The organism is Paenibacillus sp. BC26, assembly GCF_900116125.1.
GTDB classification, from domain to species: domain Bacteria; phylum Bacillota; class Bacilli; order Paenibacillales; family Paenibacillaceae; genus Paenibacillus_Z; species Paenibacillus_Z lignilyticus.
Genome location: NZ_FPAD01000006.1, coordinates 168526 through 194113, shown reverse-complemented (window position 1 = coordinate 194113; position 25588 = coordinate 168526). Strand labels below are relative to the sequence as shown.

At 50.6% G+C, this 25588-nt stretch carries 26 protein-coding genes; 19 read left to right on the top strand and 7 right to left on the bottom strand.

Annotated features, from left to right (window positions below):
• Positions 1-103: 103 nt before the first annotated feature.
• Positions 104-1696, top strand: coding sequence for an RNA polymerase sigma factor (locus BM412_RS29355; protein WP_091225254.1), 1593 nt, complete (start codon positions 104-106; stop codon positions 1694-1696).
• Entirely contained in the window at positions 1666-2775 is a 1110-nt protein-coding gene (locus BM412_RS29350) for a hypothetical protein (RefSeq protein WP_091225253.1), read from the top strand. The genes BM412_RS29355 and BM412_RS29350 overlap by 31 nt, the downstream gene beginning before the upstream one ends.
• Before the next feature lie 51 nt (positions 2776-2826).
• Here BM412_RS29350 and BM412_RS29345 read toward each other — a convergent pair whose 3' ends face one another.
• The 3 genes from BM412_RS29345 to BM412_RS29335 form a co-directional block, all read right to left on the bottom strand.
• Positions 2827-4338 carry an S-layer homology domain-containing protein gene (locus tag BM412_RS29345; protein WP_091225252.1) on the bottom strand — a complete coding sequence of 504 codons (1512 nt, stop codon included), beginning with the start codon at positions 4336-4338 and terminating at the stop codon, positions 2827-2829.
• Positions 4339-4475: 137 nt separating this feature from the next.
• The gene (locus BM412_RS29340) at positions 4476-5168 is read right to left on the bottom strand and encodes a response regulator transcription factor (protein WP_091225251.1); all 693 of its coding nucleotides are present in this window, start codon (positions 5166-5168) and stop codon (positions 4476-4478) included.
• On the bottom strand, positions 5146-6645 hold the full coding sequence (locus BM412_RS29335; protein ID WP_091225250.1) for a sensor histidine kinase: 1500 nt from the start codon (positions 6643-6645) through the stop codon (positions 5146-5148). The genes BM412_RS29340 and BM412_RS29335 overlap by 23 nt, the downstream gene beginning before the upstream one ends.
• 171 nt (positions 6646-6816) lie before the next feature.
• Here BM412_RS29335 and BM412_RS29330 point away from each other — a divergent pair, with 171 nt between their 5' ends.
• The 12 genes from BM412_RS29330 (at position 6817) to murI (ending at position 18994) form a co-directional block, all read left to right on the top strand.
• Positions 6817-7509 (top strand): response regulator transcription factor, encoded by a 693-nt coding sequence (locus tag BM412_RS29330; RefSeq protein ID WP_091225249.1) that lies wholly within the window; start codon positions 6817-6819, stop codon positions 7507-7509.
• On the top strand, positions 7499-8953 hold the full coding sequence (locus tag BM412_RS29325) for a sensor histidine kinase (RefSeq protein ID WP_177246151.1): 1455 nt from the start codon (positions 7499-7501) through the stop codon (positions 8951-8953). The genes BM412_RS29330 and BM412_RS29325 overlap by 11 nt, the downstream gene beginning before the upstream one ends.
• An 81-nt stretch (positions 8954-9034) precedes the next feature.
• Positions 9035-10156 (top strand): TolB family protein, encoded by a 1122-nt coding sequence (locus BM412_RS29320; RefSeq protein WP_091225247.1) that lies wholly within the window; start codon positions 9035-9037, stop codon positions 10154-10156.
• Between the two features lie 174 nt (positions 10157-10330).
• Positions 10331-11449: an iron-siderophore ABC transporter substrate-binding protein gene (locus tag BM412_RS29315; RefSeq protein WP_091225246.1), complete on the top strand. Its 1119-nt coding sequence runs from the start codon at positions 10331-10333 to the stop codon at positions 11447-11449.
• A complete protein-coding gene (locus tag BM412_RS29310) occupies positions 11442-12482 on the top strand; it encodes a FecCD family ABC transporter permease (protein ID WP_091225245.1) in 1041 nt (346 codons plus the stop codon). Before BM412_RS29315 ends, BM412_RS29310 begins: the two co-directional genes overlap by 8 nt.
• Complete coding sequence (locus BM412_RS29305) at positions 12482-13513, top strand: FecCD family ABC transporter permease (RefSeq protein WP_091225306.1); 1032 nt, start codon at positions 12482-12484, stop codon at positions 13511-13513. Before BM412_RS29310 ends, BM412_RS29305 begins: the two co-directional genes overlap by 1 nt.
• 1 nt (position 13514) lies before the next feature.
• The gene (locus tag BM412_RS29300) at positions 13515-14348 is read left to right on the top strand and encodes an ABC transporter ATP-binding protein (RefSeq protein WP_091225244.1); all 834 of its coding nucleotides are present in this window, start codon (positions 13515-13517) and stop codon (positions 14346-14348) included.
• On the top strand, positions 14348-15181 hold the full coding sequence (locus tag BM412_RS29295) for an alpha/beta hydrolase (protein ID WP_091225243.1): 834 nt from the start codon (positions 14348-14350) through the stop codon (positions 15179-15181). The genes BM412_RS29300 and BM412_RS29295 overlap by 1 nt, the downstream gene beginning before the upstream one ends.
• Before the next feature lie 205 nt (positions 15182-15386).
• On the top strand, positions 15387-16040 hold the full coding sequence (locus tag BM412_RS29290; protein ID WP_091225242.1) for a response regulator transcription factor: 654 nt from the start codon (positions 15387-15389) through the stop codon (positions 16038-16040).
• 2 nt (positions 16041-16042) lie between these two features.
• The gene (locus BM412_RS29285) at positions 16043-17440 is read left to right on the top strand and encodes a sensor histidine kinase (RefSeq protein WP_091225241.1); all 1398 of its coding nucleotides are present in this window, start codon (positions 16043-16045) and stop codon (positions 17438-17440) included.
• A gap of 70 nt (positions 17441-17510) precedes the next feature.
• Positions 17511-18029, top strand: a complete 519-nt coding sequence (locus tag BM412_RS29280) for a hypothetical protein (protein WP_091225240.1) — start codon at positions 17511-17513, stop codon at positions 18027-18029.
• Positions 18030-18229: 200 nt separating this feature from the next.
• Positions 18230-18994 (top strand): glutamate racemase, encoded by a 765-nt coding sequence (gene murI / locus BM412_RS29275; RefSeq protein ID WP_091225239.1) that lies wholly within the window; start codon positions 18230-18232, stop codon positions 18992-18994.
• Positions 18995-19081: 87 nt separating this feature from the next.
• On the opposite strand, the gene BM412_RS29270 is transcribed toward murI, so the two are convergent.
• Positions 19082-19657 carry a hypothetical protein gene (locus BM412_RS29270; RefSeq protein ID WP_091225238.1) on the bottom strand — a complete coding sequence of 192 codons (576 nt, stop codon included), beginning with the start codon at positions 19655-19657 and terminating at the stop codon, positions 19082-19084.
• 245 nt (positions 19658-19902) lie between these two features.
• Between BM412_RS29270 and BM412_RS29265 the strand changes: the two genes are divergently transcribed.
• A complete protein-coding gene (locus tag BM412_RS29265) occupies positions 19903-20229 on the top strand; it encodes a YciI family protein (RefSeq protein ID WP_091225237.1) in 327 nt (108 codons plus the stop codon).
• 44 nt (positions 20230-20273) lie between these two features.
• Here BM412_RS29265 and udk read toward each other — a convergent pair whose 3' ends face one another.
• Positions 20274-20903, bottom strand: a complete 630-nt coding sequence (gene udk / locus BM412_RS29260) for a uridine kinase (RefSeq protein WP_091225236.1) — start codon at positions 20901-20903, stop codon at positions 20274-20276.
• 143 nt (positions 20904-21046) lie between these two features.
• On the opposite strand from udk, the gene BM412_RS29255 reads away from it, so the two are divergent.
• The 4 genes from BM412_RS29255 (at position 21047) to BM412_RS29240 (ending at position 24204) form a co-directional block, all read left to right on the top strand.
• Positions 21047-21430: a hypothetical protein gene (locus BM412_RS29255; RefSeq protein ID WP_091225235.1), complete on the top strand. Its 384-nt coding sequence runs from the start codon at positions 21047-21049 to the stop codon at positions 21428-21430.
• A gap of 15 nt (positions 21431-21445) precedes the next feature.
• Positions 21446-22111 (top strand): DUF421 domain-containing protein, encoded by a 666-nt coding sequence (locus BM412_RS29250; protein WP_091225234.1) that lies wholly within the window; start codon positions 21446-21448, stop codon positions 22109-22111.
• 188 nt (positions 22112-22299) lie between these two features.
• Positions 22300-22602, top strand: a complete 303-nt coding sequence (locus tag BM412_RS29245; RefSeq protein ID WP_091225233.1) for a hypothetical protein — start codon at positions 22300-22302, stop codon at positions 22600-22602.
• A gap of 126 nt (positions 22603-22728) precedes the next feature.
• Positions 22729-24204 carry a DHA2 family efflux MFS transporter permease subunit gene (locus tag BM412_RS29240; protein WP_143111722.1) on the top strand — a complete coding sequence of 492 codons (1476 nt, stop codon included), beginning with the start codon at positions 22729-22731 and terminating at the stop codon, positions 24202-24204.
• Positions 24205-24277: 73 nt separating this feature from the next.
• On the opposite strand, the gene BM412_RS29235 is transcribed toward BM412_RS29240, so the two are convergent.
• Positions 24278-24850: a GNAT family N-acetyltransferase gene (locus BM412_RS29235; protein WP_143111721.1), complete on the bottom strand. Its 573-nt coding sequence runs from the start codon at positions 24848-24850 to the stop codon at positions 24278-24280.
• 152 nt (positions 24851-25002) lie between these two features.
• Complete coding sequence (locus BM412_RS29230) at positions 25003-25506, bottom strand: hypothetical protein (RefSeq protein WP_143111720.1); 504 nt, start codon at positions 25504-25506, stop codon at positions 25003-25005.
• Positions 25507-25588: the final 82 nt, after the last annotated feature.

The window sequence follows — 25588 nt, the reverse complement described above, 5'->3', positions numbered from 1 at the left end:
AGGACCTTCTCGCGAATTTTTTTATCATATACGCAGAAAAACAGTCAGATTTTCCAAACGGAATGCATCACATATATAGTTTCCGATAACGGGAGAGGGTTAAATGCCGGCTGAAATGGATTTTACGGATGGCGAGTTGATAGCCCGGAGTTTAGCAGGGAGCGACGAAGCGTTCGGACAATTGATGCATCGTCACCGCGGCAGCGCGTATCGATGGGCATTAGGGATTTGCGGCGATAGCCATGCGGCAGATGATGTTGTCCAAGAAGCGATAAGTCGGGTCTACGCGAACCTAGGCAAACTGCAGCAGGCGGAACGGTTCGAACCTTGGTATCGCCGAATCGTTCGCAATGAAGCGCTTATGGCGCTGAGATCCCGTGCTTTAAGATCGGAACAATTGACGGATGACACTACAGATGGAATCGATTCGAACATGAATCCGGAAAACGCCATCTTTAGAGGCGACAACGGAGAAGCAATGATTCATCGGTTAGGAGCGAAATTATCCTCTCAAGAAAAGAAGGTGGTCGATGCCTTCGTCCTCCATCAGCTGTTGCCGGCGGAGATTGCGGAGAAGTACGGGATGACGATGGACAACGTCTATCAGTTAATGTCACGTTCACGGATGAAAATGAAAGAGGAGAGGGCCGAGCATGAGATCAGGGAGTACATTCGAGAGCACCGTGACCATCGTGCCGGGGAGCAAATGATTTTGTCCATTTCAAGCAAATCGTTGAGGGCGGCTTGGAGGTCGTGCCACAATTCCTTCGTTTGCTCTCTGTACTCGGCAATGCCCGCAGGCGCCAGGACCAAATATTCAATGACGGAATCGATGGGGCTGACGAGCCAAGCGTTCCGCATAACGATTGAAACGGGAAGCATAGACTCCTCAGGGCCATACATGTATTACTGGGAACCGGTGTTTCGGGAGGGTTTGGCTAACTTAGGGTTGTCTTGCGAAATATCCGGGGATGGAGGGGCGGCTCCGTCGCCTTTTATGCTCAGCAAGGGCATCAATCAAATTCGAGGCGCGATTTCCGAAGGGCGTCCGTCCGTCGTATGGGGATTGAATTCCGCCGAGTTTGGCCTTGTTTACGGCTATGATGATCGGGAGCAACTGCTCTATGCGGATGACGGTATCGGGAAACGGGTCACCCGTTTCGAACGGCTCGGACGAGGGGATAGCGAAGGGCTGTTCGTGTTAAGCATTGGTCTAGGCATAGATGCAATCGATCCACATGTCGCCGTCATTCGATCACTTCGAATGGCCGTCCGGCATGCGCGAACGGAGAAGACATTCCTAGGTTTTGCAGCAGGATTACAAGCTTATGATTATTGGGCGGAAGCTATTCGATGCGGTTCCGTTGATCCGCTTGGTTCCGCCTATTGTGCCAAGCTGTTCGCGAATGCCAGAGACTATGCGTCTCGTTATTTGTTTGGCTTATCCGAGAAGTATGCGGTATTCGCATCGATCCGAGAGCAGGCTGTCGAAGCGGCCGGCCTTTACGGGGAACTGTCGACATTATTGACAGATTTGCACTTGCCCGGATCGCAGGGCAAAGAGACTGAATTGTTGAATCAAGCCAGGCAGTTGGATACGGAGTGCGTTGGGTTGCTGGCATCTTTAATCGATAAATTAGAAACGGTGAAAGCAGGCGAGACGTTATGGAACAAGCGGCCAAATCAAGCGAGATGACAGCATTAAGTATACAAGAAGATAAGAAAAACAGGAGACTCAAAACGCTGGATAACTATCACTTTACAGGTTCACATGCTTCCCATATCGGAGCGATTCAATCCAGCTTGGCTTATTATGACATTGAAACTTCCGCTTCCTCCGTGTTCGGGTTAACGGCCCATGCTTTCTTGATGGTCGTCGACAGCGGGATGTCTAATCCAAATGTAGGGCTGCCGGAAGAAACTTGTTTTCAACTGGCGAGCAACTTAGGCGTCCGTATTGACGGTGTAAGCCGAATCGTAACAGGGGATGAACTGCCTGCGTTGCAAGTCGAAGCGTGGAATCGTATCCGAGATGCTCTCGACAACGGGCAACCGGCTTTCGCGAAAGAACTCGATCTTGGCAATGAAACGTCGATTATCTATGCTTACGGAGAAACGGGGTATTATAAATATTCGTGGCATGCTGGCGACGGACATGAAGGCCACGAAGATGAAATTCCATGGACGATGCTGGGGAGAAACTACTGTCCTTGCAGGGAGTGCCGACATAGGCCGCTCAAACCGAGCACAGATTTATATTTGGGCATGCATACGGACGGTGCTTTTCTGTCTTATCACTGGGCTTCCAGAACCAATGAGGAAAAGGGTACGAGAAAAGCTTTTAGGGAAGCACTAGATTTCGCTCTGCAATTTAACAGCCAAAAGAAGTATACATGGGGCAAAGGGACATTCTTTACCGGAACGGATGCATATGACGTCTGGATTGATTCAGTGAGGACGGCATCAATTCACGGTTTCTACATGGGTTACTTCGTAGACGTTTGGCAGGAGAGTCGGCATCATGCTGCGCAGTTCCTGCAAGAGATGCAATTGGCGATCCCCGAACTGCAGGCGGAGTTGGGAGAAGCCGCGGCAACGTATGCAGCGATCAGCGCTGCATATCGGCGGTTGAACGACTTATTTCCATGGATGCAACCGCGTGAGCCGATTGCCGATCCATTTAGAAGGAAGGATGCGATCAATCTGTTGACAGAAGTTAAGGAGTTGGAGAAGATCGCACACGGTCAACTGGAACGGATATTTGCCAAACTATAAGCAAAATAAAAGCACATCGCTCATGTGGCGATGTGCTTATTTTCGCTGAGATTATTGCGGCATTAGGGATACGACGCCCGTGGCCTTCGACCAGTCGCCGATCGGCTTGACGGTGTACGTCGTCGCTTTGGTTAACTTTGCGCCGTTCGCCAAATCGAACACGCCGACGGCGCCTTTACGGCTGGAATACTTGTAGGTCGCAACGGTTTGATCTCCGTTAGGAGCCGTCAGGACGACGCTGCGGCCCGAGAACAACTCGTCCTGCGGATCTTGCGCCAACGTCACCTCGATCGAAGTCTCGCTGACCGCCGTCGCGCTTGCCAATTCCAATGGTTCGACCGTCTTCGCGACGAATGTCGCGTGCGCAAGGTTAGCCCAATCGGAAGTGACCGTATAGGTGAGACCGGGAGTCAGGACTTGGCCTTCAGGTAAACGGAATTTAGGTTCTTGCTTGCCGTCGGTCGACTGCGTGAAAGGCACGTATTTGGCCACTATTGGCGCGCCGCCTTCCGGAGTAACCGTCACTTGTCTGGCTTGCATGGACGAAATGATCTGGTACGTCTTGCCGCCGGCTTGTTCATGATCGTCCAATACGAATGCGTTCGCGCCGCGACCGCCGCTGTAGGCGGAGATAATGTAGCCGTAATCCATGATCCCGTTCGCCTTCAAGGCTTCGATTTCGAACGTATCGTTCGTCACCTGGCGCGCCTCCGTCATGTCGATTTTCGTGCCTTGGCCGACGAACGAGCCTGCAGCTTGTCCTTTGTATGCAAGATCGTATGTCGCACCGGTTTGTTGAACGGAGGTCGGTACGATATAAGTGGCGACGGAGCCCGTTTTCAATCGAGGCATATTCGTAAGCGTTAATCCATGGGTAAAGACGAAATCGGTTTTGGCTATATCAAAAGCTTCATTGGCTGTCGTCAACGGCTTATCGAACGTGACGATCAACGTAATTGCATTGAGCGATCTGATGCTTGTCGGCTTCGCATGCTCGGAAGGCAACGCTTTATGCGCCATTTGAAGCACATACGCCGTTTCGCCGCGCAGCATTGCGTTGCCGGGGGAAGCGACGGAGCTCATCCAATGTTGAACCGATTTGATATCGCGCTTTAACGCTTTGGACACGGTTTGAGCCAATTCTTCGCCCGACACGGTTCCTTTCGGGTGAAAGGCGCCGTTGTCGGTTTGCATGATACCCAAGCCTACGACTTCGGCCGCATCGGCGTAGAACCAAGCGTTGGGGCTGGCATCCGCGATCGTTGCCGGAAGTGCCGATTGGTCATCCAAGCCGAATTCACGAACGAGCAATGTCGCCAGTTCCGCTCGGGTAAGCGGACGATTTGTACCCATCTCGCCGTTGGCATCGCCATTCATGATGCCAAGCTTATTCAACTCCGCGATCGCGGCTTGAATCTCTTGGTTCGTCAATTGCGATAACGCAGCGGCGACTTTCTCCGGGCTGGAAGCAGCTTGCGCAAGCAAAGCCGTATGCGGTACAGTCGTCGCTCCTATGGCAGTCGCAGCCAGCAGCGTAAACACTTTCTTCATTATTGGTTTCATTCATCGTTCCTCCTCTAGGGTCGTTGCTTTAACGTACCTCTAGCATAGAAGACAGAATGAAACTTTCTGGGTTAAAGTTATTAACAAAATCTAAACAGAATCTAATCTTTTGCGAAAATGCGAGCCTTACTGCTTCGCTATACCGTAAATCGGTATCCCGCGCCCCACACAGTCTCGATATATTGAGGATTGGAGGGATCCGCTTCAAGCTTGCCTCGCAATTTGCGGATATGAACGGTTACCGTCGCGATGTCGCCGCTGGCGTCCATGCCCCAGATTCGCTCGAACAGCTCCGTTTTGCCGAATACCCGGTTCGGATGGCTGGCCAGAAATACAAGCAGATCGAATTCCTTCGTCGTAATCGCGACTTCCACGCCTCTGATATATACCCTGCGAGAGGCTTTGTCGATATGAAGCCCGCGGATATCGATTTCTTCGGGATCCCCCAGTTTATTTTTGCTCAGCAGTCTCTCATATCGCGTCATATGTGCTTTTGCGCGTGCGACCAGCTCGCTCGGACTGAATGGCTTCGTGATATAATCGTCCACGCCTAAATTAAAAGAGCGAATTTTATCGATTTCTTCCGTTTTGGCGGACACGACGAGAATAGGCACTTCTTTCGCTTCGCGTATTCGGCGGCATACCTCGTATCCATTGAGCCGTGGCAGCATTAAATCGACAATGACGAGATGGTAGTCCGTGCCGAGTGCCTTGTTTAATCCTTCTTCTCCGTCATGGCACAGATCGACATCAAAGCCGTTCAGCTCGAAATAATCGCGTTCCAGCTGGGCAATCGTCGTCTCATCCTCAATGATCAGAATTCGTGCCATCGCCTAAGCCCCCTCCCTCCGTCGATATTCTTCTTAGTTTGACGATAATGGTCGTTCCCTCGCCGGGCTTGCTCTCTGCCCGAATTTCTCCGCCGTGCCCTTCGACGATTTGACGTGCGATGGCAAGTCCGAGTCCGCTGCCGCCCGTCATCGAGTTACGCGATAACTCCGCCCGATAGAACCGTTCGAAGATGTGAGGCAGCGCTTCTTCGGCAATGCCTTGTCCATTATCCTCGAAGGACACGGTCGCCCACTCGGGATCCGCCTGTAGGGAAATGCTCATGTATTTGTGCTCTTTGTTCATATACTTCAGCGCATTGTCCATAATATTCATGACGGTTCGCTTTAACTTTTCCAAGTCCGCTTCGACCATGACAGGCGATACCGCCCCGTTGTGCCATGCCAATGTGACCCCTTTATCCTCCAGGTCATACCGCAGTTCCTCAATACTGTCCTCCATGAATTCGACGATATTCATTTCTACGAGATGAAACGGTACTTGTTTGAAATCCAGCTTGGAATAGAGGAACAGCTCTTCCACGAGCCGGTCCATGTTTTCCGCTTTCGCATGAATAATGTTCACATAAGCGTTCATCTTCTCGGGCGTATTGGCGACGCCATCCCGAATGCCTTCGATATAGCCCCGGATATCGGTTAACGGAGTCCGCAAATCATGGGAAATGTTCGAAATCAACTCTTTACGGTTCTCTTCGTCCTGTAAGCGAAGCCGATTCGATTGCTGCAGCTGCACGCGCATGTTCTCGAACGCTTGTTGGAGCCGGCCTACTTCATCCTTCGACGGCGGATCGAGCTCGAATTGCAAATTGCCTCCTTCGATCTGTTCGGCGGAGCCTCTAAGCCGATGAAGCGGCCGGATGACGCTGCGCGTAATCCAGCGATACAGCAATACGTTCGCGATGACGAGCACACAGACCAGCAGAATGGACAGAACGGGCAGCAGCCTACGAGTAAGATCCGCGAAAGGACTGCGCTCCCGAATGACGAACACGCTTCCTTTGGATCCGTCCGCATAACGGAAGTCAAACTTCGCATAAGCGTAGAAGCGCTCATTAATGTTGAACGTTCCGCGAATTTGGGTGTTGTCGAGATCATACGGCGGCAATGCCTGGTCCAAGTTCGGCTGGTTGAACGTAAAAGACTCGAATAGCTGACTGCTCTCGCGCCTCACGTATAGTCCTGTTTTCTCCGCGCGAAGCTTGAAATCGTACTCACGCAAAAGCGGCATGTCCCGAAAGCTGTCCGGATCGTTCTTCGCAACGAATTTCAGCTCTTGGAAAATCGCTTCTCCCTGCTCCGTAAGCGGATTAATCCGATAGTGTGCTTTGTATATATCGCGGAAGCTTTGCAAATCTCCCGTGGCCGCGATCGTATAGAGGCTGGCCGTGAGCAGAATAAACAACAGACTAATGACAAGCATGCTTGAAAAAGATAACAGCATTCTAATGCGAATCGACATGTTCTCACCTTCTTCGGCGAACGCGGATGATTGGTTATTGCACATGTTAGCATATTGAATCGCCCAAACCAACACGCAACGTCATGTTTCAGCAAGGTTGGATTTTCGTTCCAGCCGCAAAGCCATTATAATGGAAGCACAAGATAACGACACGGGGCAGGTGCGAATGCCATGCAAGCAAAGATAATGGTCATCGAAGACGAGAGAGCGATCGCGGATGCAATTTCCTATGCCCTGAAGCGCGAAGGATACGAGGTAGAGGTCATCGATCGCGGAGATATTGCCGCGAAACGGCTTGGAGAGACTCGTCCCGACGCCATCATTCTGGATGTGATGCTACCCGGCATGGACGGCTACGACGTGCTGAAGAAGCTGCAGGACAAAGGTGGAATTGGCGTCATCATGCTGACGGCCAAGGAGGACATCGTGAATAAGGTACTCGGGCTGGAGCTTGGAGCCGACGACTATATGACGAAACCTTTTGACATGCGGGAGCTGCTTGCGCGGCTCAAGTCCCTGCTCAGACGTATACAGGCGGCCGGCGAGCAAAAGCCCAAAGAGGTTCAACTGGGCGGAGTGAAGGTGCACGTCGCGAGAAGAACGGTAATGGCGGGAGAACGCAAGCTGGAGCTGACGCCTAAGGAATTCGATCTGTTGGCGCTGCTGGCAGCCAATCCCGACAGGGTGTACGAGAGGGAGCAATTGCTCACCCTGGTGTGGGGGATGGATTATTTCGGAGGAACGCGTACGGTCGACATTCATGTGCAGCGGCTGCGCAAGAAGCTGGGACCTGACTTCGGCGACATCATCCAAACCGTGCATGGCATCGGGTATAGGGCGTCCGGAGGACACGATGAGAATTAGCATCAAGCTGAAGTTCAGCCTGTTCCTCGCCGCTATTTTGCTGCTTACCGTAATTGTGCTCAGCGTGCTGGTTCTACAGGGAATTGAGCGGAATCAGCGCGTGCAGGTAGAGGGACTCCTCTCTCAGCAAGCCGACACGGCAAACGTCTATTTCATCCAATCCATCATGGAGCAGTCCAATAAAGTTCCCCAGACTTTCCTGAAAACCAAGGGCGCGGCGTTCGGCGAGCAACTGGAGCTGATTAGCGGGCAGCCCGTCGTCCTGTACGATGGGGGCGGCGCCGTCGTCGGTAGAATCGCCGCTCCTCCCTCTCCCAGTATCAAGCAAACGCTGACGTATGCGCTTAAGAACAAGACCGCTTATTTGGTGGAAGGCGAGTCCATGTATTATTTAACTCCGCTGCGCGCGGGCGGCGAGCAGGTAGGCGTCGTCCAGTTTTATTATTCCCTCCATGACCATCAAGCGTTCTACAACGAAATCAAGCGATTGTTTATCTATATCGGAGCGGGCGTGTTTGTGCTCAGTTTCCTGTTAGCATACTTATTTTTTAATTCCTTCGCTCGCAGCATCATTAGGCTGAACGATTCGGTAAGCCGTATCCGAGAAGGACAGTTTACGGTGCCGACAATGAAACGCAGGGACGAGCTCGGGGAACTCAGTGCGGGTATTGCCGCCATGAGCGAACGTCTCAGGGACACGATGCGGGATAAAGACGAGGAGCGGGAGAAGCTGGCGCTTGCGGTTCGCAAGCTATCGGAGCTGGATCGGCAGCAGAAGGAGTTCATCGGCAATGTCACGCATGAGTTCAAGACGCCGCTGACTTCCGTTAAAGCCTACCTCGATCTTCTCGACATGTATCCGGACGACGAAGAGCTGCTGGCCACGGCCAAAACCCATATTGCCGGAGAGACGCAAAGGCTCTACGAAATGGTGGAGAAGGTGCTGCAGTTGTCCGCGATGGAGAAATACGATTTTGAATATAACAAGGAAAGGCTTGAGGTGCGGGGGACGATTGAGTCGGCGCTGAGCTTTCTAAAGGGGAAAATGGAGAAGTTCGGCCTCACGCTTGAGACCGATTTGCGCGAAGCCTACATGGAAGCGGATAAGGATTATATGAATATCATCCTGGCGAACCTGCTGGACAACGCCATTAAATACAACCGGACAGACGGTCTCATACACGTAAGCAACTTCGTCAAAGGCAATGAGGTTGTCATCGACATATCCGACACGGGAATTGGGATCCCTGAAGAGGTTACGGATCACATTTTCGAAGCATTTTACACGGTGGATAAAAACAGATCGAGGGAATATGGCGGCGCCGGATTGGGGCTGTCACTGGCGAAAAGGTATGCGGAGACGCAGGGAGGCAGCATCTCCATCGTGAAGTCGGATGGCAGCGGCACGACGTTCCGAGTAACGTTCCCTTGTCAAACTCGATAAGATTGTTTACAACTTGGAAATAACTCGTTGTTCTTTCGCAATATTCGGTTGGTAGAGTAAGCATTGAAGGAGGCGATCGCATTGAACAAAAACAAAATAGCCATTATGGCATGCGTACCCGCACTGCTGCTTGCCCTCACCGCTTGCAGCGAGAATAACGGAGGGAACCGTCAGGTCATTCATGAACCGGGGAAAACCATCACCGTCATTGATAAAGGAAGCGAGACACAGACAGCCGAACCGGCCATTACGGTCGGTGACTATAAGATGTACGAGAAGACGGAGATATTCGGCTGGCTGGACGAGGATACGGTCATCGTATCCAAGGAGAACGATTCATTAGCGAAAATGAAGCTGGAGGAGCTGGCGGATTCCTATCCGCGCAGCCTGTACCGACTCAATCTGAAGACAGGGGAGCTCGTCCCGCTGAAAGAACAGGAGAACGCGTTCTTGGGAGGTGCCAGCTTGTCTCCGGACAAAAAACATCTCATCTACCAGGAGTATACGCTTGGCGATCCCGCTTATTATGTGATGAACCTGGAAACGTTGAAGTCGTTCGGCCTGGCCGGTGATCCCATCGGTGGAGCCGTGAGCGCCGGGTGGGCGGATGATGGCAGCATTATCGGAGCTTCTTATGCAGGCGGAGCTTACACGGCAAGTACGAATGGCGATATCGCGGCGCTTAAGGAATTAAATGAAGGCGCATTGATTATCGTAGCCAAGCTGGGCGACAGCATCTATTACAACTCCAATGCGAATGAAGCACTGAAGGTGCTCGATCTGAATACTAAGGAGACCAAGGATATGGGGCTCGGTTCCGTGGGCGGTGTCATTCCTTCCCCTGACGGCAAGCAATTGCTGGTGAAGCAATACGAAGGCTCTAAAGTGAAGCTTGTGCTGTGTGATCTGGACGGAGGGAACGCGAAGACAATCGCGGAAGGAGCGGAGCTTGGCGGAATCTCCTGGTCGGCGGATCAGCGGTTAATCGCGTATGGCATGCGGGCAGAGGTAAGCGGCGCGACGGTCAAAGGCTTGTACGTCCACGATCTGCTGTCCAATGAAGCGACCCGTATCGCGGTCGACGTCGAGAATGCCGTGAGTTCCTCGTGGAGCCCTTCAGGAGATAAGCTGTCCTACTCCGTATGGAACGGCAGCGGCTACGACAGCAACGTCGTCGAAATTCATACTTCTTTACAGAACTGATGCGACAAAGACCAGAACGCCCTGCCGGGGGTTCTGGTCTTTGTTTGTGTGAGGAGCCGTTGAAAGCTGAGAACATTCTGTGAACGTCCATTGACAGGTCTTCAGAACCATTTTATAATATTTGAAAATGATAATCGTTATCATTACACTAAATGATAGGATGGGGTTATACCAATGATGTCCAAACGCAAATTTGTAGTGTCAACTCTTCTCGCTTCACTTACGCTGATGCTCGCGCTAACAGGCTGCGGCAGCAACGGCAACACCAACACCAACACCAACAGTAACGCGGCGAATTCCACGAATTCCGCAACAACGAACTCGAACGTCGCGGCTAATGCGCCGGCTTCTAATGAGACTGCTTCCGAGGAAGCAACGCAGCAATATCCGATCACGATTAAGCATGCATTCGGCGAAACGGTACTTGAGAAGAAACCTGAACGTATCGCGACAATCTCGTGGGCGAACCAAGACGTTGCTCTGGCTCTGGGCGTCGTACCTGTCGGATTCTCGGCGGCGAACTACGGTGTTCAGGATGGCAGCGGTTTGTTACCTTGGACGAAGAAGAAGCTCGACGAGCTCGGTGCAACATCCCCTAACATTTTCCAAGATACAGATGGTCTTGATTTCGAAGCCATTTCAGACGCGAAGCCGGACGTCATTCTGGCCGCTTATTCCGGTCTTACGAAGGAAGATTACGAAACATTGAGCAAGATCGCTCCGGTAGTCGCTTATCAGAAGAGCCCTTGGGTTACGAGCTGGCAAGAGATGATCAAGTTCGATTCGATGGGCATGGGCATGGAAGCGGAAGGCGAGCAGCTCATTAAAGATACGGAAGCTGTCATTAAAGAAAAAGCAAGCGCTTATCCGGACATTCAAGGCAAGAATGCTCTATTCGCATTCATTTCTCCGGACGACATGTCGAAAATTTCCATTTATGCACCGGGAGATCCACGCGGCGACTTCTTAGTTGAGCTCGGCATGAAATACTCCGACACCGTGCTTAGCAAAGTGTCCAAGGACAGCTTCTATTTTGAGCTTAGCGCCGAGAACGCGGATGTACTTAACGATACCGACCTTATTGTTACTTACGGGGACGAAGCTCTGTTGAAGAAACTCCAAGCTGATCCGTTGATTGGCAAAGTTCCGGCAATCGCTAAAGGCTCCGTCGTGCTGATCAAAGACAACACGCCTCTGGCTGCTGCAGGCAATCCGAATCCGCTGTCGATTTCTTATACGCTCGACGAATACTTGAAACTGATCGATGCGGCTGCCAAGAAGGTCAATGGTTAATCTAGTTTCCTCCGTATCTAAGCCGTTAAAGTCGTCAGTGCCCAAGCACTTCGCGATCGTCTTGCTTATCGGCTTGGTCGCGCTCGTCGCATGCATCGTGGCGTCACTGGCATTCGGCTCTCGGGTCGTCGGCATAAAGGACATGATGGACGGGTTGTTTAATCCGGGCGCCGATTCATTCGGCGCCAGCGTCATGCACCAGCGCGTCGCCCGAACCGTGTTCAGTCTCTGCTGCGGCGGGGCGCTTGGCATCGCGGGTTCTCTCATGCAGGCGGTCACACGCAATCCGATTGCCGATCCGAGCGTGCTCGGGGTCAATACCGGCGCGGCATTGTTCGTCGTTAGCGGAATCGCGTTCTTCCATATCAGCACGGCTAACCAATATATTGCGCTGGCTTGTGCAGGAGCGGCGATTACCGCGGTGTTCGTGTTCGGTATCGGTTCAATGGGGCGAGGCGGACCTACGCCTATCAAGCTCGTGTTAGCGGGTGCGGCGACAAGCGCCGCGCTTTCTTCGCTTATCAGCGCCATCATGATTCCGCGTACCGAAGTCATGGACCGGTTTCGTTACTGGCAGATGGGAAGCGTCGGTTCGGCGAATTGGCATGATATCACGACGTTCTTGCCCTTCTTCATCGTGGGTATCCTCATTGCGATTGCATCCGCTGCCGCTCTCAATGCGTTGGCGCTTGGCGACGAGGCAGCGAGCGGACTGGGTGTACGAACAGGCGTTTTACGTCTCATTGCATCGATAGCAGGCGTCTTGCTTTGCGGTACCGTCACTGCGCTCGCTGGGCCTATCGGCTTCATTGGACTGCTCGCGACCCACGTAGTCCGTCTGTTGATTGGACCGGATCAGCGTTATCTTATTCCGATGTCGGCCTTGGCCGGCGCCATTATCTTGACAATCTCCGACGTCGTCGGCAGAGTCCTCGGCAGCCCCGGGGAGCTGGAGGTCGGCATGGTCACCGCATTCGTCGGTGCTCCGATCCTCATCCTGCTGGCGATTCGATCGAAAGTGCGATCCTTATGATGAATACGACAACGATTAACCTCATTATGGCGGGCAGACGTCTAAGGCACCGCCGCTATGTACTGATTACTTCCGTGCTCGGGGGCATTTCCTGCCTGCTTTGCTTCGCGATGCTCTATTTTGGCAATACGATCTATCCGGTAAAAGACATCGTACGGGTCCTGCTGGGTGAAGAGGTCAAAGGCTTGACCTTCACCATGGAGACAATCCGGTTGCCGCGCATGCTGGCGGGACTGCTGGCAGGCTTCGCTTTCGGATTAGCGGGCAATACGTTCCAGACGATGCTCCGGAATCCGCTTGCGAATCCGGACGTTCTGGGCATTACCACGAGTTCCAGCGTCGCAGCCGTCTTTTGCATCATTTTCCTTCATACGAGCGAAGCGGTCGTTTCCATTTCAGCTTTCCTTGCAGGTTTAGCTTCGGTGATGCTGCTCTACTTGTTATCGCGCAGAAAAACCTTCTCGATCGGGCGGCTCGTTCTGATCGGTATCGGTCTTGATGCCATGTTCGGCTCCGTCATTACTTACCTGTTGAAAATTAGTGCCGAATACGACATTCCCGCGGCATTCCGGTGGCTGAGCGGCAGTCTTAACGGCTCCCAATTAGATGAGCTCCCGCCGCTAGCGATAACGGTATTGGTATGCACACCGATCATCGTGCTGTTGGGCAAGCGCCTTAGCCTGCTCGAGCTCGGTGAACAATCGGCTTCATCCCTGGGCATTCATACGGACAAAACCCGCATTCTGCTGATCTTAAGCTCCGTCTGCTTGATTGCCATAGCGACCGCAACGACAGGTCCGATTGCATTCGTAGCTTTTCTGGCAGGCCCGATCGCGAAACGGTTGGTCGGCGTCGGCTACTCAACCGTTATTCCTGCCGGTCTGGTCGGCGTTATCTTGGTTCTAGGGGCTGATTTGATCGGTCAGTATGCTTTCGAGACCCGGTTTCCCGTTGGCGTCATCACCGGTATTCTCGGAGCGCCGTATCTGATCTACCTGCTTATCCGAATGAACCGAAAGGGGGATTTCTAACATGAAACCCAGCCATCAGTTCCAAGCTGAACAAACCGTTGCGGGTTATGACAACAAAACGATTATCCATGGCGTAAGCTTAGCCGTTCCCAGCAATCAGATCAGCGTCATTATCGGAGCCAACGCATGCGGAAAGTCCACGCTGCTGAAAACCATGGCGAAGCTGATTAAACCGGAATCCGGCCAAATCACGCTGGACGGCAAGGCGCTCAGCGAATTCTCGCCTAAGCCGCTCGCCCGGATCCTCGGCATATTGCCGCAGTCTCCGATCGTGCCGGAAGGCATTACCGTCGCGGATTTGGTCGGCCGAGGGCGGTTCCCGCACCAGAGCTGGCTAGGCGGATGGACGAAGAAGGATTACGAAGCCGTCGCCGAAGCCATGGACATTATGAAAATCGCAGATCTCGGCGACCGGAATATCGATGAGCTGTCCGGTGGCCAGAGGCAGCGTGTCTGGATTGCGATGGCACTGGCGCAGCAGACGGACATTCTGTTCCTCGATGAGCCGACGACTTTCCTCGATATTACCTACCAGGTCGAGATCTTGGATTTGTTGACCGATCTCAACCGCAAGCACGGCACGACGATCGTCATGGTGCTTCACGATATTAACTTGTCCGCCCGCTATGCGGACTATATCTTCGCTCTTCGCGAAGGCAAGCTGGTAGCGGAAGGCAAGCCGTCCGAGGTTATTACGGCCGGTTTAATCCAAGATGTCTTCGGCCTCGACTGCACGGTCATTCGCGACCCTGTGTCCGACTCCCCGCTGGTCGTGCCGATCGGCCGCCACCATGCGCGCAGTCTAAAGCTTATTCACGCTGAAGGGAAACGCTGATGAATCCTATTGCTTTGCCGTGGAGAGAAGTGCTGACGGACGACGCCATACCTACCATTACCGGTGATGTGAGGGTAATCGAAGCGTTCCCGATTCCGCAGCTGCAGACAGAGCGCAGAGTGTGGATCTACTTGCCGAGAAGCTATAACGAAGGCACTCGCAGATATCCCGTCCTTTATATGCATGATGGTCAGAATGTATTTAATCAACCGACGTCATGGGGCAGCGAGTGGGGCGTCGATGAGACCTTGGAGCAATTGGCGGTTGATGAACCGGAGATGGAGGCTATTGTGGTCGCGATCGATAATGGCGGCGACCAGCGCAACAATGAATATAACTTCACGATTAACGCGGAATATGGCTTTGGAGGCAAAGGCGAAGCTTACGCCGCATTCCTCGCGGAGACGCTCAAGCCGCATATAGACAGCCATTACCGGACCCTCCCCGAAGCGGAGCATACGATGATTAGCGGCAGTTCGTTCGGAGCTTATATATCGCTCTACACCGCTATTCGCTATCCCGCTCAGTTCGACCGAGTAGGCGGACTATCGTTCGTCATGTGGCATGACAACGGCGCAATTATCGAATTGATCCAGCAGTCGGTTATTTCTCCTGCGCTGCGCGTCTATCTGAGCATCGGCGAATTGGAGACCGACAATCCGGACTTTAATCGGATTGCCAATGAGCACGTCGCGTTGGCCCGCCGGACGCTGATTGCAGCAGGGGTAGCGGAAGATCGAATTCAATTCGACTACATTCCGGGCGGAACGCACCACGAATCTACGTGGGGACCGCTGTTTGCTAAGGCTCATCGTTGGCTGCTCCAGCCATAACATAGTGCAATAATGCGAAATTCAATACAGAGCACGGCGAGAAGGATGCCGTCGCTCTGTTTTTTTATGGCTTAAACCAGCTACAGGAGTTCCTCTTCTTCGAATAGATAAACTTCCGTGGGGTAAGCTGTGGGAAATAGAATTTTACAACTCTATGATAACTTTTAAGATCAGAATTGCTATCATGGCGTAGAGGTGTAGGCGTATGGCGAAAATACTGATTGTAGATGATGAGAAGGCGATTAACGATTTGATTGCCGTCAATTTAAAGATGGTCGGTCATGAGTATGTCCAATTGTATAGCGGAGATCAAGTATTGCAAACCTTAAATGAGACGCGTATCGATTTAATTATCCTGGACGTGATGCTGCCTGGCAGAGACGGCTTTGAAATCATGCAGGATATTATGAAACGGGGCGTGCCGGTTATCTTCTTAACGGCAAGAAACTCGGTTACCGATAAAGTGTATGGCTTGCAAATCGGAGCAGAAGACTATATCGTCAAGCCGTTTGAAGCCGTGGAGCTCATCGCTCGGATCCATGTCATCTTGAGAAGGAACCAGAAGGCTACAACCGAATTTAGGCTGGATGACACCGTTGTCGATTTGGACAAGCATACCGTGACCGTTCAAGGACAAATCGTCGAAATCACCAACAAGGAATTTCAATTATTGGATCTTCTCGTACAAAATAAAAACATCGCGCTATCCCGCGAAAAAATTATCGAGCAAACCTGGGGCTTCGATTTCTATGGAGAAACAAGAACCGTTGACGTGCATATTCAGAAGCTGAGAAAGAAACTAAATTGGGAAGACCGGATCAAGACGGTATATAAATACGGTTACAGGCTAGAGGTGTAGAGGTGAAATTTTGGCAGAAAACCTATCTGGGCGTCTTGATTGTCTTTCTGATCGCCTTCGACCTCGGAGCCTACGCGCTTCTCAAGAAGAGCTATGAACTAAACGAACAATTGGATATCTCAAGAGGCGTGAGCGAATACGGGAGCATCCAGAAATCATTAAGCTATATCCTTCGCGTGTATACGGAGAGTTCGGGAAATACCAACTATGAATCGTTGATTACTAGTTTCGCGGCAAATCACGAAAAAGAAGATATCCTTCTTGAGGTGTACCGGGCGGATCAATTGATTTTCTCCAATGCCTATCAGTTTGAAGGGAAGCGCGCAGAGCTGCACGGAGATCCATACCAATTCGTTTACAGAAAAATGAATGGCGAGCTGTGGCTGTTTGTCGGCGGGAAAATGGAGCTGCAGGACTTGAGATTGGTTATTTCGAGAAAATCGGATTATTTGCAGGAATATCATGTTACTTTACGGCAGTATTTCACGAAATTGAGCGTTGTGATTTCAATTGTTTTGTCGGCAGCGCTTATCTTTCTGTTATTTCAATTAACCTCGCCTATTCGCAGGTTGAACAAAGGCGTAAAGGCGATTGCCGCAGGAGCGTATGAGCAACGAGTGAAAGTTGGAGGAAACGACGAAATCGGGGAATTGGCACAGGATTTCAACAGGATGGCCGATGCGGTTTCCAATCATATTGAAACAATCAAAAAGACGAGCGAAGACAAAGAGATATTCATCAACAACCTTACGCATGAACTAAAAACACCGATTACGGCGATCAAAGGATACAGCGAGTTTTTGAATCAGGCCAATTATAATGAGGAAGAAAGAAAAATGGCGGTCCGTTATATCTATGAGCATATTGCGCGGCTCGATGTTCTCTCGGGAAAAATGATGCAATTGCTGTACTTGAAGAGTGAGAAGATTGCCATGGAGCCCATCGATATCGAAAATCTGTTCTCCTACGTGGTCCGCATAGAGCGGCATCATATCGAGGCAAAACAGATAACGGTAACATGTGAGTGCTCGGCCAACCTAGTCTATGGAGATCGGGACCTATTGCAGTCCTTGTTCATTAACTTAATCGAAAACAGCATCAAAGCTTCCTCGTTCGGGGGAGAGATTCAATTGAGAAGTTATCCCCACGGTGAAGGCGTTGTGCTCGAGGTGTTGGATTATGGAAGAGGCATACCGGAGAAGGACATTGCGAAAATTACGGAAGCGTTCTATGTCGTGGACCGTTCCCGTTCCAAAGAACTGGGTGGGATTGGGCTTGGTTTATCCATCTGCAATGAGATTGCCCGGCTCCATCATGCAACGATCCAAATCGACTCCAAAGAAAATGAATATACAAAGGTGTCCGTTTATTTTACAACTCCCTTACAACTTGAAGATTAGTTCATAACGCGGCTCCCTTATAGTTGGTTTGTAGCTACGAAACACCACAAACTATTGGAGGTAATAAGAAATGAATAAAAAATTTATCACTGCAGCAATGACTCTGGGTGTAGCAACCATTCTGGTTGCGGGAAACGGCATTATTTCAGCAAACGCTTCTACGAATACTGATGTTCAAAAGGTAAAGGTTATCGGCAAACATCAACAACCCGATTTGGCTACCGAAATTGCAGGCCCAGGCTCAAAGCCGGGGATTATCAACAACGATTTGCCGGTAAACGAAAAGGAAGCGGTTGAGATTGCGGGGAAAGCGATTGAAGAAAAATTCAAGGTTTCATTAAGCGGCTTGAAAATTTCCTATGATTTGGGCACGCGAGTAGACATGGAAGGAAAGTACTATTTTGTAACCTATGAAAATCAACAATACACCTATACCGATGCCGAACTCATCAAAGCGAAGCGGGATTTAAAGGCAGGTAAAGAAATCGATATCAAGTGGAATGATATTTACGTGGTATTTGTAAACGCCGAAACCGGGGAAGTCGTTACCGTTATGAAGAATCCAACGGCAGCAGAAGGAGAATTTTAATTCAATACAATGAATCCCCTGCAGCTATTGGAGACATGAACCCATGGGTCGTATAAGTTTATACGACTCATGGGTTTTTTATTGCCGGAGACAGCGGAAAGTCATCGATGACGTCATGTCTGTTCTTGCCCTAGGGACTTCAATCGCGATATGCTGTAGGTATTAATATGACTACATCATTCGATAGGAATTGATCCCCTATGAAACTCGGTTTTTTTGACTCCGGCATTGGCGGGCTTACGGTCTTGGCGGAAGCGCTCAGGCTGCTCCCGGCTGAGGATTATCTCTATATGGCCGATACTACGCACGTCCCATACGGCACCAAATCGAAGGAAGAGGTTCAGTCCTTCGTCTTTGAAGCTGTGGAGAAGATGGTTCAGCAGGGCATCGATGCGCTTGTTATCGCATGCAACACGGCGACAAGCATTGCGATCAACGAGCTGAGGGAGCGGTACTCCTTCCCGATTGTGGGCATGGAGCCTGCCGTCAAACCTGCCGTAGAGATGAACCGCGCGACCGGCAAAAGAGTTCTTGTATTGGCTACGCCTCTTACCTTGCAGATGCCTAAATATTATGCGCTTGTATCCCGCGTGGATCAAGACGGAATCGTGGATTCACTGCCGTTGCCCGAGCTTGTCGGGTACTGCGAATCTCTTCAATTCGATAGGAAAGTCATGGGTGAATACTTCCTGGCTAAGCTTGCCCCCTATGATCTTGACCGGTACGGCATTATTGTATTGGGCTGCACGCATTATCCGTTTTATACGGATATTCTCCGCGATATTTTGCCGCCCCATATTGAGATCGTCAATGGCAACGCGGGCACGGTTAGAAGGCTGTCCGCATTGCTAACTCGCTATGGCATCGATACGGGCTTGGGGAGCGGAAATGTAACGTTCATGTGTACAGGCGGAGAAGCAGCATACATAGATAAAATGCGGTTGGCGCTGACTCTTCTCAGATAAAAGGCGTTTGTCGGAGGATGTGAAACCATTGGTCGTATAAGTTTACACGACCAATGGTTTTTTAGTTAAGTTTGCACCCGACGAAGGTTACGAAGGTTCCTTCAGCGTTCTGAGGTTGATAAAAAATACGGCGATCGGGATTAAGAACGAGAACAGCAGAGCAAGCGGAAGGATGTGGAAATCATACCCTATGGCCAGAGTTATTCCGCTAATGAAGAAGATAATGCCTTGCCACCGTGCCACTTTGCTGACAATCATTGCGAGCCCATACAGCACGAAGCCTAAGCTGACAATAGTCATTGCCGTATAAGCTCCATCCAAGAGCGGCTGAGGAATGTTCTCGTAATCCATAATTTTCGCTTGGAAACCCTCCAGCACCGGTCCGGCGAATTGGTGCGCGAAGCCAAAGGACATGAACCATCCAAGCCCAATCGCGGTGACGATAAAGCCCAAGATTCCGAATGAGCCAAGTCTGCCGGCCTGGACGGTATAGATGGAGATCAGGCTAATGATCCAGCAAGAGTTGAGCGCGAGCATGACAATATCCATCGGCCTTGAGTTATCGCTGTTCAAGAAGAAATAAGCAAACATACCGAGGAAGCTTAGAACCATGACGATAGCACTCAGTAAAGCGAATACCTGAACCGCCTGCTTTTCAACCATTTCATGGGCACCTCCATTTGAGATCCATACCTAAGACAGGATGACTTCCCGTTCTGGCACTCTAATTATATTAAGAACCGGATTGGATATTACAGGCGTACATCTTATTTTGAAAAATATGGGATTTTATATTTAGAGGTGATTTGATTGCTTGCGCTGCTTGCATTTCAAAGGGGATTTGAGGAATGATAGGGATTGAGAGTCATGATATCCAATACAAATTAGGGTAATGGAGGTCTTTCGTTATGTCGGATAACACCGCAAGCCAAAATCCAGGGAAAACGCACTTCATGTTATGGTCAACGCCTCCCAGAGCAAGTTTTCATCAAGATATGACTGGAGAAGAGCGGGACGTTATGCATCAACATATCGCCTATTGGACGGAGAAACAGAATCAGGGGATTGCACTCGTGTTCGGGCCGGTTCTGAAACCGAACGATCCTCATGGAATCGCCATTATAGAGGTCGAGAGCATAGACCAAGTCCCGCAACTCATCGCCGAAGATCCTGCCGTTATTGCGGGATTGATGACGATGGAGTTCTATCCCATGATGGCCGTTACGCCGAAATAACCGCAATAAAAAAAAGCCGTGGGGCTGCACCCCACGGCTTCTTTTTATTGCGCTGTACGTTCTTCGCCAAGATATTTCTCCGTCAATATGGATAACAGCCGGATGCCCACTTCGTTCTGCCCGCCTTCGGGAATAATGATGTCGGCGTATTTCTTGGAAGGTTCGATGAAGGCATCGTGCATGGGCTTGACGGTCTGCAAGTATTGATCATGGACGGATTGAATCGACCGCCCTCGCTCTTCGATGTCGCGCAGCACCCGGCGCAGAATCCGCACGTCCGGATCGGTGTCGACGAACACCTTAATATCCAGCATTGCCCGCAGATTCTCGTCAGACAGCACGTGAAGTCCTTCAATAATGACGATGTTGTAAGGCATGAGCTTCTCGGTTTTATCCTTGAAGCGGGCATGCGTCGTGAAATCGTATATCGGTGCGTAGACCGTTTGCCCTTCTTTCAGCAGTTTCAAATGTTCGACCAACAGATCGTTCTCGAACACGAGCGGATGATCGTAGTTCAGCAGCTCGCGTTCAGCAAATGAAAGATGGGGATGGTCTTTGTAGTAATTATCTTGTGAAATAAACGTTACCTTGTCAGATCCGTGATGTTCGATGACCGAGCGTGCGACCGTTGTTTTACCCGATCCCGTGCCGCCTGCAATTCCGATGATTAGCATAGCTGTCGATAAGACCTCGCTTATGTGTAATTACATTAATCTCAGTATTGTAGCATAGTGGCGCAGGGAATCACAAAGCGCCGGCCTCGGCGTACGAATAGAGGTGCCTCTTTCTAGTCAATGATAACCAGAGGAGGGTGTATATGTTGAAACAGAAAAGTCTAACCGTCGTTTTGTCGGCTATCTTGCTCTTCCTGTTGTGCGGGCTATTCGCTTGGCAATATCGTCTCTTTCAAAGCGGAAATCCCAACTTCGAGGATCGCCTTCGCAAGGTGGAATCTTATGCTGTTCAAGGGAATTGGAGCGAGGCTCAGCAAGAAGTCGAGAGCGTACTGCATACTCGGAAAAAGGGCCATACACTTATCGCCATCAAATATGCCGACACAAGCTTTACGTTGATGAACGTTACGCTGGATGTGCTGAAGGCCGCAACGGAGGAGAAGGATCTTCGAACCGTGCGGTACAGCACGAAGGAAGCCTTGGTGTTATTCGACAATATCACTTCTCTTTCTCCGAAATCTCCATAGGAAGCTGTGATGGGAATGGAATTTTTCATATACGCCGTACGATGCTTTATCGTGCTTATGGCAACGTGGCTCGTAACCAATTTTATCGGCAAAAAATCGATTGCCCAGCTGACTCCCTATGACTTGGCGATTCTGTTCGTGATCTCGAACGTAGCGGCGCAGCCTTTGGTGAATAAGGACTCGTTCAAGACGGCCGCTGGGATGATCTTTATGGGGCTTTGCCTAGTGGTAATAGCGAAGCTATCGCTGCACCGCTGGTTCTATAAGATGGACTTCACGCCTTCGATTCTCATTGCCAAAGGAGTCATCGACAAGAAAGAACTGAGAAAGAACAGTATGAATCTGCATATGCTGCTCTCCCAGCTCCGGGTCCAGGGCTATTTTCAGGTGTCGGATGTGGAGTATGCGATCCTGGAGGCAGGCGGAGATCTGTCCATTCTGCCGAAGTCGACGGCAAGACCGGTGACGCCGGACGATCTTAAACTCTCGCCTCGGCAAGAAGGGCTCTCTTATGCGGTCATTATTGACGGCTATCTGATGAAAGACCAGCTTCAAGCCGCAGGAGTGAATGAGGACTGGTTGGACAAGCAGCTCCAATCGCAGCATTATTCGGCGATTAAGAACATTTTCTACGCCGAGGTCAACGATCAGAAGCAGCTGTTTGTAAGCGGGAATCGGTAGCGGGAAAATAAAAATGCAGCCGGAATATCGTATGCAGCAGGGGGATATCGCTCATGAAGCGATGTGCCCCTTTTTGCGTTAGGGAATGTCCTGCAAAGGAGACTCCGATCATCCGATAATATAGGAGAATGCCGCGAATGATGTGCGCAGGCCAGTCGACAACTAAGAGTAAAAGGAGAGGATTATGTATGCACTACCAGTTCTGCCAGCAAGTGAAGATCGTGGATATGGATGATGAAATTATTTCGGAAGTGTTATTCGAGCACGGGGAGTTCGAGACGGCAGCTTTGTCGATCGGTTCATCGGTCCTGATTCATCAATTGGGATTGAGGGAGTTTAGCGTGGTCTACGACAGAAGGGAAGGCAAAATCGCCCGTTATAAGGTCGCGGATATCGAGATCGATCTGATTACGCAGCCGGTGGTTACTCGGGTATACCTGGAGCCGGTGAAGCTTATCGTTGGCCAGCACGATATCGGGGAAATGGCCTGAATCTGAAAAAAAGTCGCAAGCCGCCGAAAACAAAAATTAACAATAAAAGCCGGTTAGGTGATTGCAAAATTTACCCAATAATAGTACCGTTTATGGGTAGAAGATTAAGTGAAATGAGGAGATAAGTTGTCTAACCATTCGAATGCAGCTGCTGCCTTGGAGGATGCGCCATTTTCGATGAAGGCGATTATGGGTCCGCTTATGGCAATCGTTGTCGGGATGATCATGGTCATACTCGACAGCACGGTAATGAACATTGCATTGCCGACTTTGATGGACGATTTCAAGTCATCCGTTAATACGATGCAATGGTCCATTACGGCGTATACGCTGGCGCTTTCCGCGGTTATTCCGCTGGCCGGCTGGCTGACCGATCGATTCGGCGCCAAACAAGTTTTCCTGATTACGATTTTCTTGTTCGCGGCAGGCTCCCTTCTGTGTTCCTTTGCCACAACGCCGGAACAGCTGATTATCTATCGCGTTATTCAAGGAATCGGCGGAGGCATGGTGCAGCCGATCGGGATGGCGATTATTTTCAAGCTCGCTCCTCCTAACAAGCAAGGCGCGGTCATGGGCATGCTCGGCATTCCGATGATGCTGGGACCTGCGCTCGGACCGGTATTGGGCGGTTATTTGCTGGAATACGCGACTTGGCACTGGATCTTCCTCATCAATCTGCCAATCGGTATTATCGCCATCCTAGTCGGACTTAAGTATCTGCCGAAAGTCGAACGCAAAACCGTGCCGGAGCTCGACATTTGGGGTATGCTTCTTGCACCGATCGCATTCGCTACGTTATCTTACGCGGTTAGTGAAGGCGGCAAGGACTGGGGTTCCACTAAAACAATTGTCGGCTTAATCATTGGCGTAGTGGCCTTGGTGTTGTTCATCTTCGTGGAGCTGCGCCATAAACAACCGTTACTGGAGCTTCGCGCGTTCAAGTCTGCGGACTTCACCGTCGGCATGGTCACGTCTTGGTTGATGTTCATGGCTTTATTCGGCTCCTTCTTGTTCGTGCCGATGTACATGCAGCAGGTATTTCATTATGAGCCGCTCAAAACCGGGTTTATGATCCTGCCGCAAGTCGCGATGACAGGATTGTTTATGCCCATTGGCGGCAAACTGTTCGATAAATTCGGCGCTCGCGCCGTATGCGTGGTCGGGGTCGCCTTTGTTGCGGCAGGCATGTTCTATATGTCGCAAATTCAAGCGGATTCCGGCGCAGGATTCGTGATCATCGCAACGATGATTATGGGCGTAGGCATGGGACTGTCGATGATGCCGGTCAATACGCACATCTTGAAAGCCGCACCGCGCCATCTGGTAGGCCGTGTAACGCCGCTTACATCCGCTGCCCAGCAAGTCGTGGTTTCGTTCGCGGTTGCAGGCTTGGCCAGTTATCTGAGTACGCGAATTGCGGATCATATGGCCGCAACCAAAGGGGATGCCGCTGTCTCGCTAGTGGCAGGCTTCGGAGATACGTTCTTCATCGCCGGATGCATCGCCACAGCCGGCGCCTTGTTGGCTATTCTGCTTCGGAAGCCGAAAGTCGCGGAAGGCGAAACATCGGATCAAGTGAATGCTCCTGTTATGATGCATTAAGCGCGTATGAGAAAAAGGCTTCATCGTCCACGGGACGGTGAGGCTTTTTTTGCATGTTCCCAAATCCAAGCATTCAACTTAACAATAATGCCAGCATAACCACGTCAAGGAATCTTTTCGTAACATCGTGCAACAAATACTGTCTTAATACTCCTTCTTCTTGAAAGCCCAGCTTCTTTAACACTTTAAGCGAGGCCGCATTCTCAGGGAGGACTTCAGCTTGAATGCGGTGGTGACCGATATGTTTCCGGTTGAAGTCCAGAACGGATCGCAGCGCTTCAGACATGATTCCTTTGTTCCAACACTCAGGCTTCAGATCAAATCCGAGGGTAAGAGGGAAGTAGGGAGCTTCATTAAAATGTCCTCTGATCGGCATGAGCATGAGCGTTCCTACAAATTGCCTCGTGCTATTAAGGGATATGCCCCAAGGGATTAGCTTTTTATCTTCGTAAGCTTCATTCCAAGAGTCGATCAACACCCGGGTATCCTCGACCGAGGAGGGCCCGTACCAATCCAAATGTTTCGTGACCAGAGGGTCGGAGTAAAAAGCGTAGATGTCCCCGGCATCTGCGGCATTCATTTGTCGTAAAACCAACCGTTGCGTATACAGGGTAGGAAATGAGGGGAATAGGCTTTCACTGCTCACAGAGGTTCACTTGCCTTTATACTAAGAATATAATTAGGCAATCATATCGGACCATCCTTAAAAGCAACTTAAAATAGCATAAATTCTTCATATGCATTAAAAAGCCTGGAGCCACCTCATGCGAGGCAGCTCCAGGCTATTTGCATGTACCGCTATTGAGCGCCAAATGTCATCATTACGGATGATCGTTCGGCATCTGCGGCATCCGGGGCAATTACGATGAGCATGCTGTACGTATCATTCTCCCCAACAAACGTAACCTGATCTTGTGCGGTCGTATCCGCAAATTCGTAACCGTCCTTCTTGAGCGCTTCTCGGTAAAAGTCTGCTGTTTCGGAAACGCTCAGACCTGTCGTGAGGGAGACCATATAACTCTTCATCGCGTCTGTAGACATATTAAGCGATCTTACAATAACAGCGTCCTCCGGTAACGGGATGTCCTGCGGAAAATCGTTCGGTAATTCCGTGGCCTTCTCGTTGTTCGTAACGGTCACTTCGCCTTCATCCGTCTTAACCGTAATTTTGTCTCCATCCTTGGTGACTTCCGCATTACCCTCCGCTGTTTTTATGGTTGTGGTCTCCTTGGCATCAGACCCGCAACCGATAAGCCAGACCGACATCAAGACAAGCATCGAGGTGATTCTCCAGTATCTCAATATCTTGTAGCCCTCCTCATCTTGAACCTTAGATTAGGATATATGCTTCTTTATTCTCCATTATGAAAAACACTTCGGCCTG

What these genes read in the sequence shown, in the direction of transcription:
- BM412_RS29355 (WP_091225254.1), top strand. Translation starts at nt 104, where the DNA reads ATGCCGGCTGAAATGGATTTTACGGATGGCGAGTTGATAGCCCGGAGT.
- BM412_RS29350 (WP_091225253.1), top strand. Translation starts at nt 1,666, where the DNA reads ATGGAACAAGCGGCCAAATCAAGCGAGATGACAGCATTAAGTATACAA.
- BM412_RS29345 (WP_091225252.1), bottom strand. Translation starts at nt 4,338, where the DNA reads ATGAAACCAATAATGAAGAAAGTGTTTACGCTGCTGGCTGCGACTGCC.
- BM412_RS29340 (WP_091225251.1), bottom strand. Translation starts at nt 5,168, where the DNA reads ATGGCACGAATTCTGATCATTGAGGATGAGACGACGATTGCCCAGCTG.
- BM412_RS29335 (WP_091225250.1), bottom strand. Translation starts at nt 6,645, where the DNA reads ATGTCGATTCGCATTAGAATGCTGTTATCTTTTTCAAGCATGCTTGTC.
- BM412_RS29330 (WP_091225249.1), top strand. Translation starts at nt 6,817, where the DNA reads ATGCAAGCAAAGATAATGGTCATCGAAGACGAGAGAGCGATCGCGGAT.
- BM412_RS29325 (WP_177246151.1), top strand. Translation starts at nt 7,499, where the DNA reads ATGAGAATTAGCATCAAGCTGAAGTTCAGCCTGTTCCTCGCCGCTATT.
- BM412_RS29315 (WP_091225246.1), top strand. Translation starts at nt 10,331, where the DNA reads ATGATGTCCAAACGCAAATTTGTAGTGTCAACTCTTCTCGCTTCACTT.
- BM412_RS29310 (WP_091225245.1), top strand. Translation starts at nt 11,442, where the DNA reads ATGGTTAATCTAGTTTCCTCCGTATCTAAGCCGTTAAAGTCGTCAGTG.
- BM412_RS29305 (WP_091225306.1), top strand. Translation starts at nt 12,482, where the DNA reads ATGAATACGACAACGATTAACCTCATTATGGCGGGCAGACGTCTAAGG.
- BM412_RS29300 (WP_091225244.1), top strand. Translation starts at nt 13,515, where the DNA reads ATGAAACCCAGCCATCAGTTCCAAGCTGAACAAACCGTTGCGGGTTAT.
- BM412_RS29295 (WP_091225243.1), top strand. Translation starts at nt 14,348, where the DNA reads ATGAATCCTATTGCTTTGCCGTGGAGAGAAGTGCTGACGGACGACGCC.
- BM412_RS29290 (WP_091225242.1), top strand. Translation starts at nt 15,387, where the DNA reads ATGGCGAAAATACTGATTGTAGATGATGAGAAGGCGATTAACGATTTG.
- BM412_RS29280 (WP_091225240.1), top strand. Translation starts at nt 17,511, where the DNA reads ATGAATAAAAAATTTATCACTGCAGCAATGACTCTGGGTGTAGCAACC.
- murI (WP_091225239.1), top strand. Translation starts at nt 18,230, where the DNA reads ATGAAACTCGGTTTTTTTGACTCCGGCATTGGCGGGCTTACGGTCTTG.
- BM412_RS29270 (WP_091225238.1), bottom strand. Translation starts at nt 19,657, where the DNA reads ATGGTTGAAAAGCAGGCGGTTCAGGTATTCGCTTTACTGAGTGCTATC.
- BM412_RS29265 (WP_091225237.1), top strand. Translation starts at nt 19,903, where the DNA reads ATGTCGGATAACACCGCAAGCCAAAATCCAGGGAAAACGCACTTCATG.
- udk (WP_091225236.1), bottom strand. Translation starts at nt 20,903, where the DNA reads ATGCTAATCATCGGAATTGCAGGCGGCACGGGATCGGGTAAAACAACG.
- BM412_RS29255 (WP_091225235.1), top strand. Translation starts at nt 21,047, where the DNA reads ATGTTGAAACAGAAAAGTCTAACCGTCGTTTTGTCGGCTATCTTGCTC.
- BM412_RS29250 (WP_091225234.1), top strand. Translation starts at nt 21,446, where the DNA reads ATGGAATTTTTCATATACGCCGTACGATGCTTTATCGTGCTTATGGCA.
- BM412_RS29245 (WP_091225233.1), top strand. Translation starts at nt 22,300, where the DNA reads ATGCACTACCAGTTCTGCCAGCAAGTGAAGATCGTGGATATGGATGAT.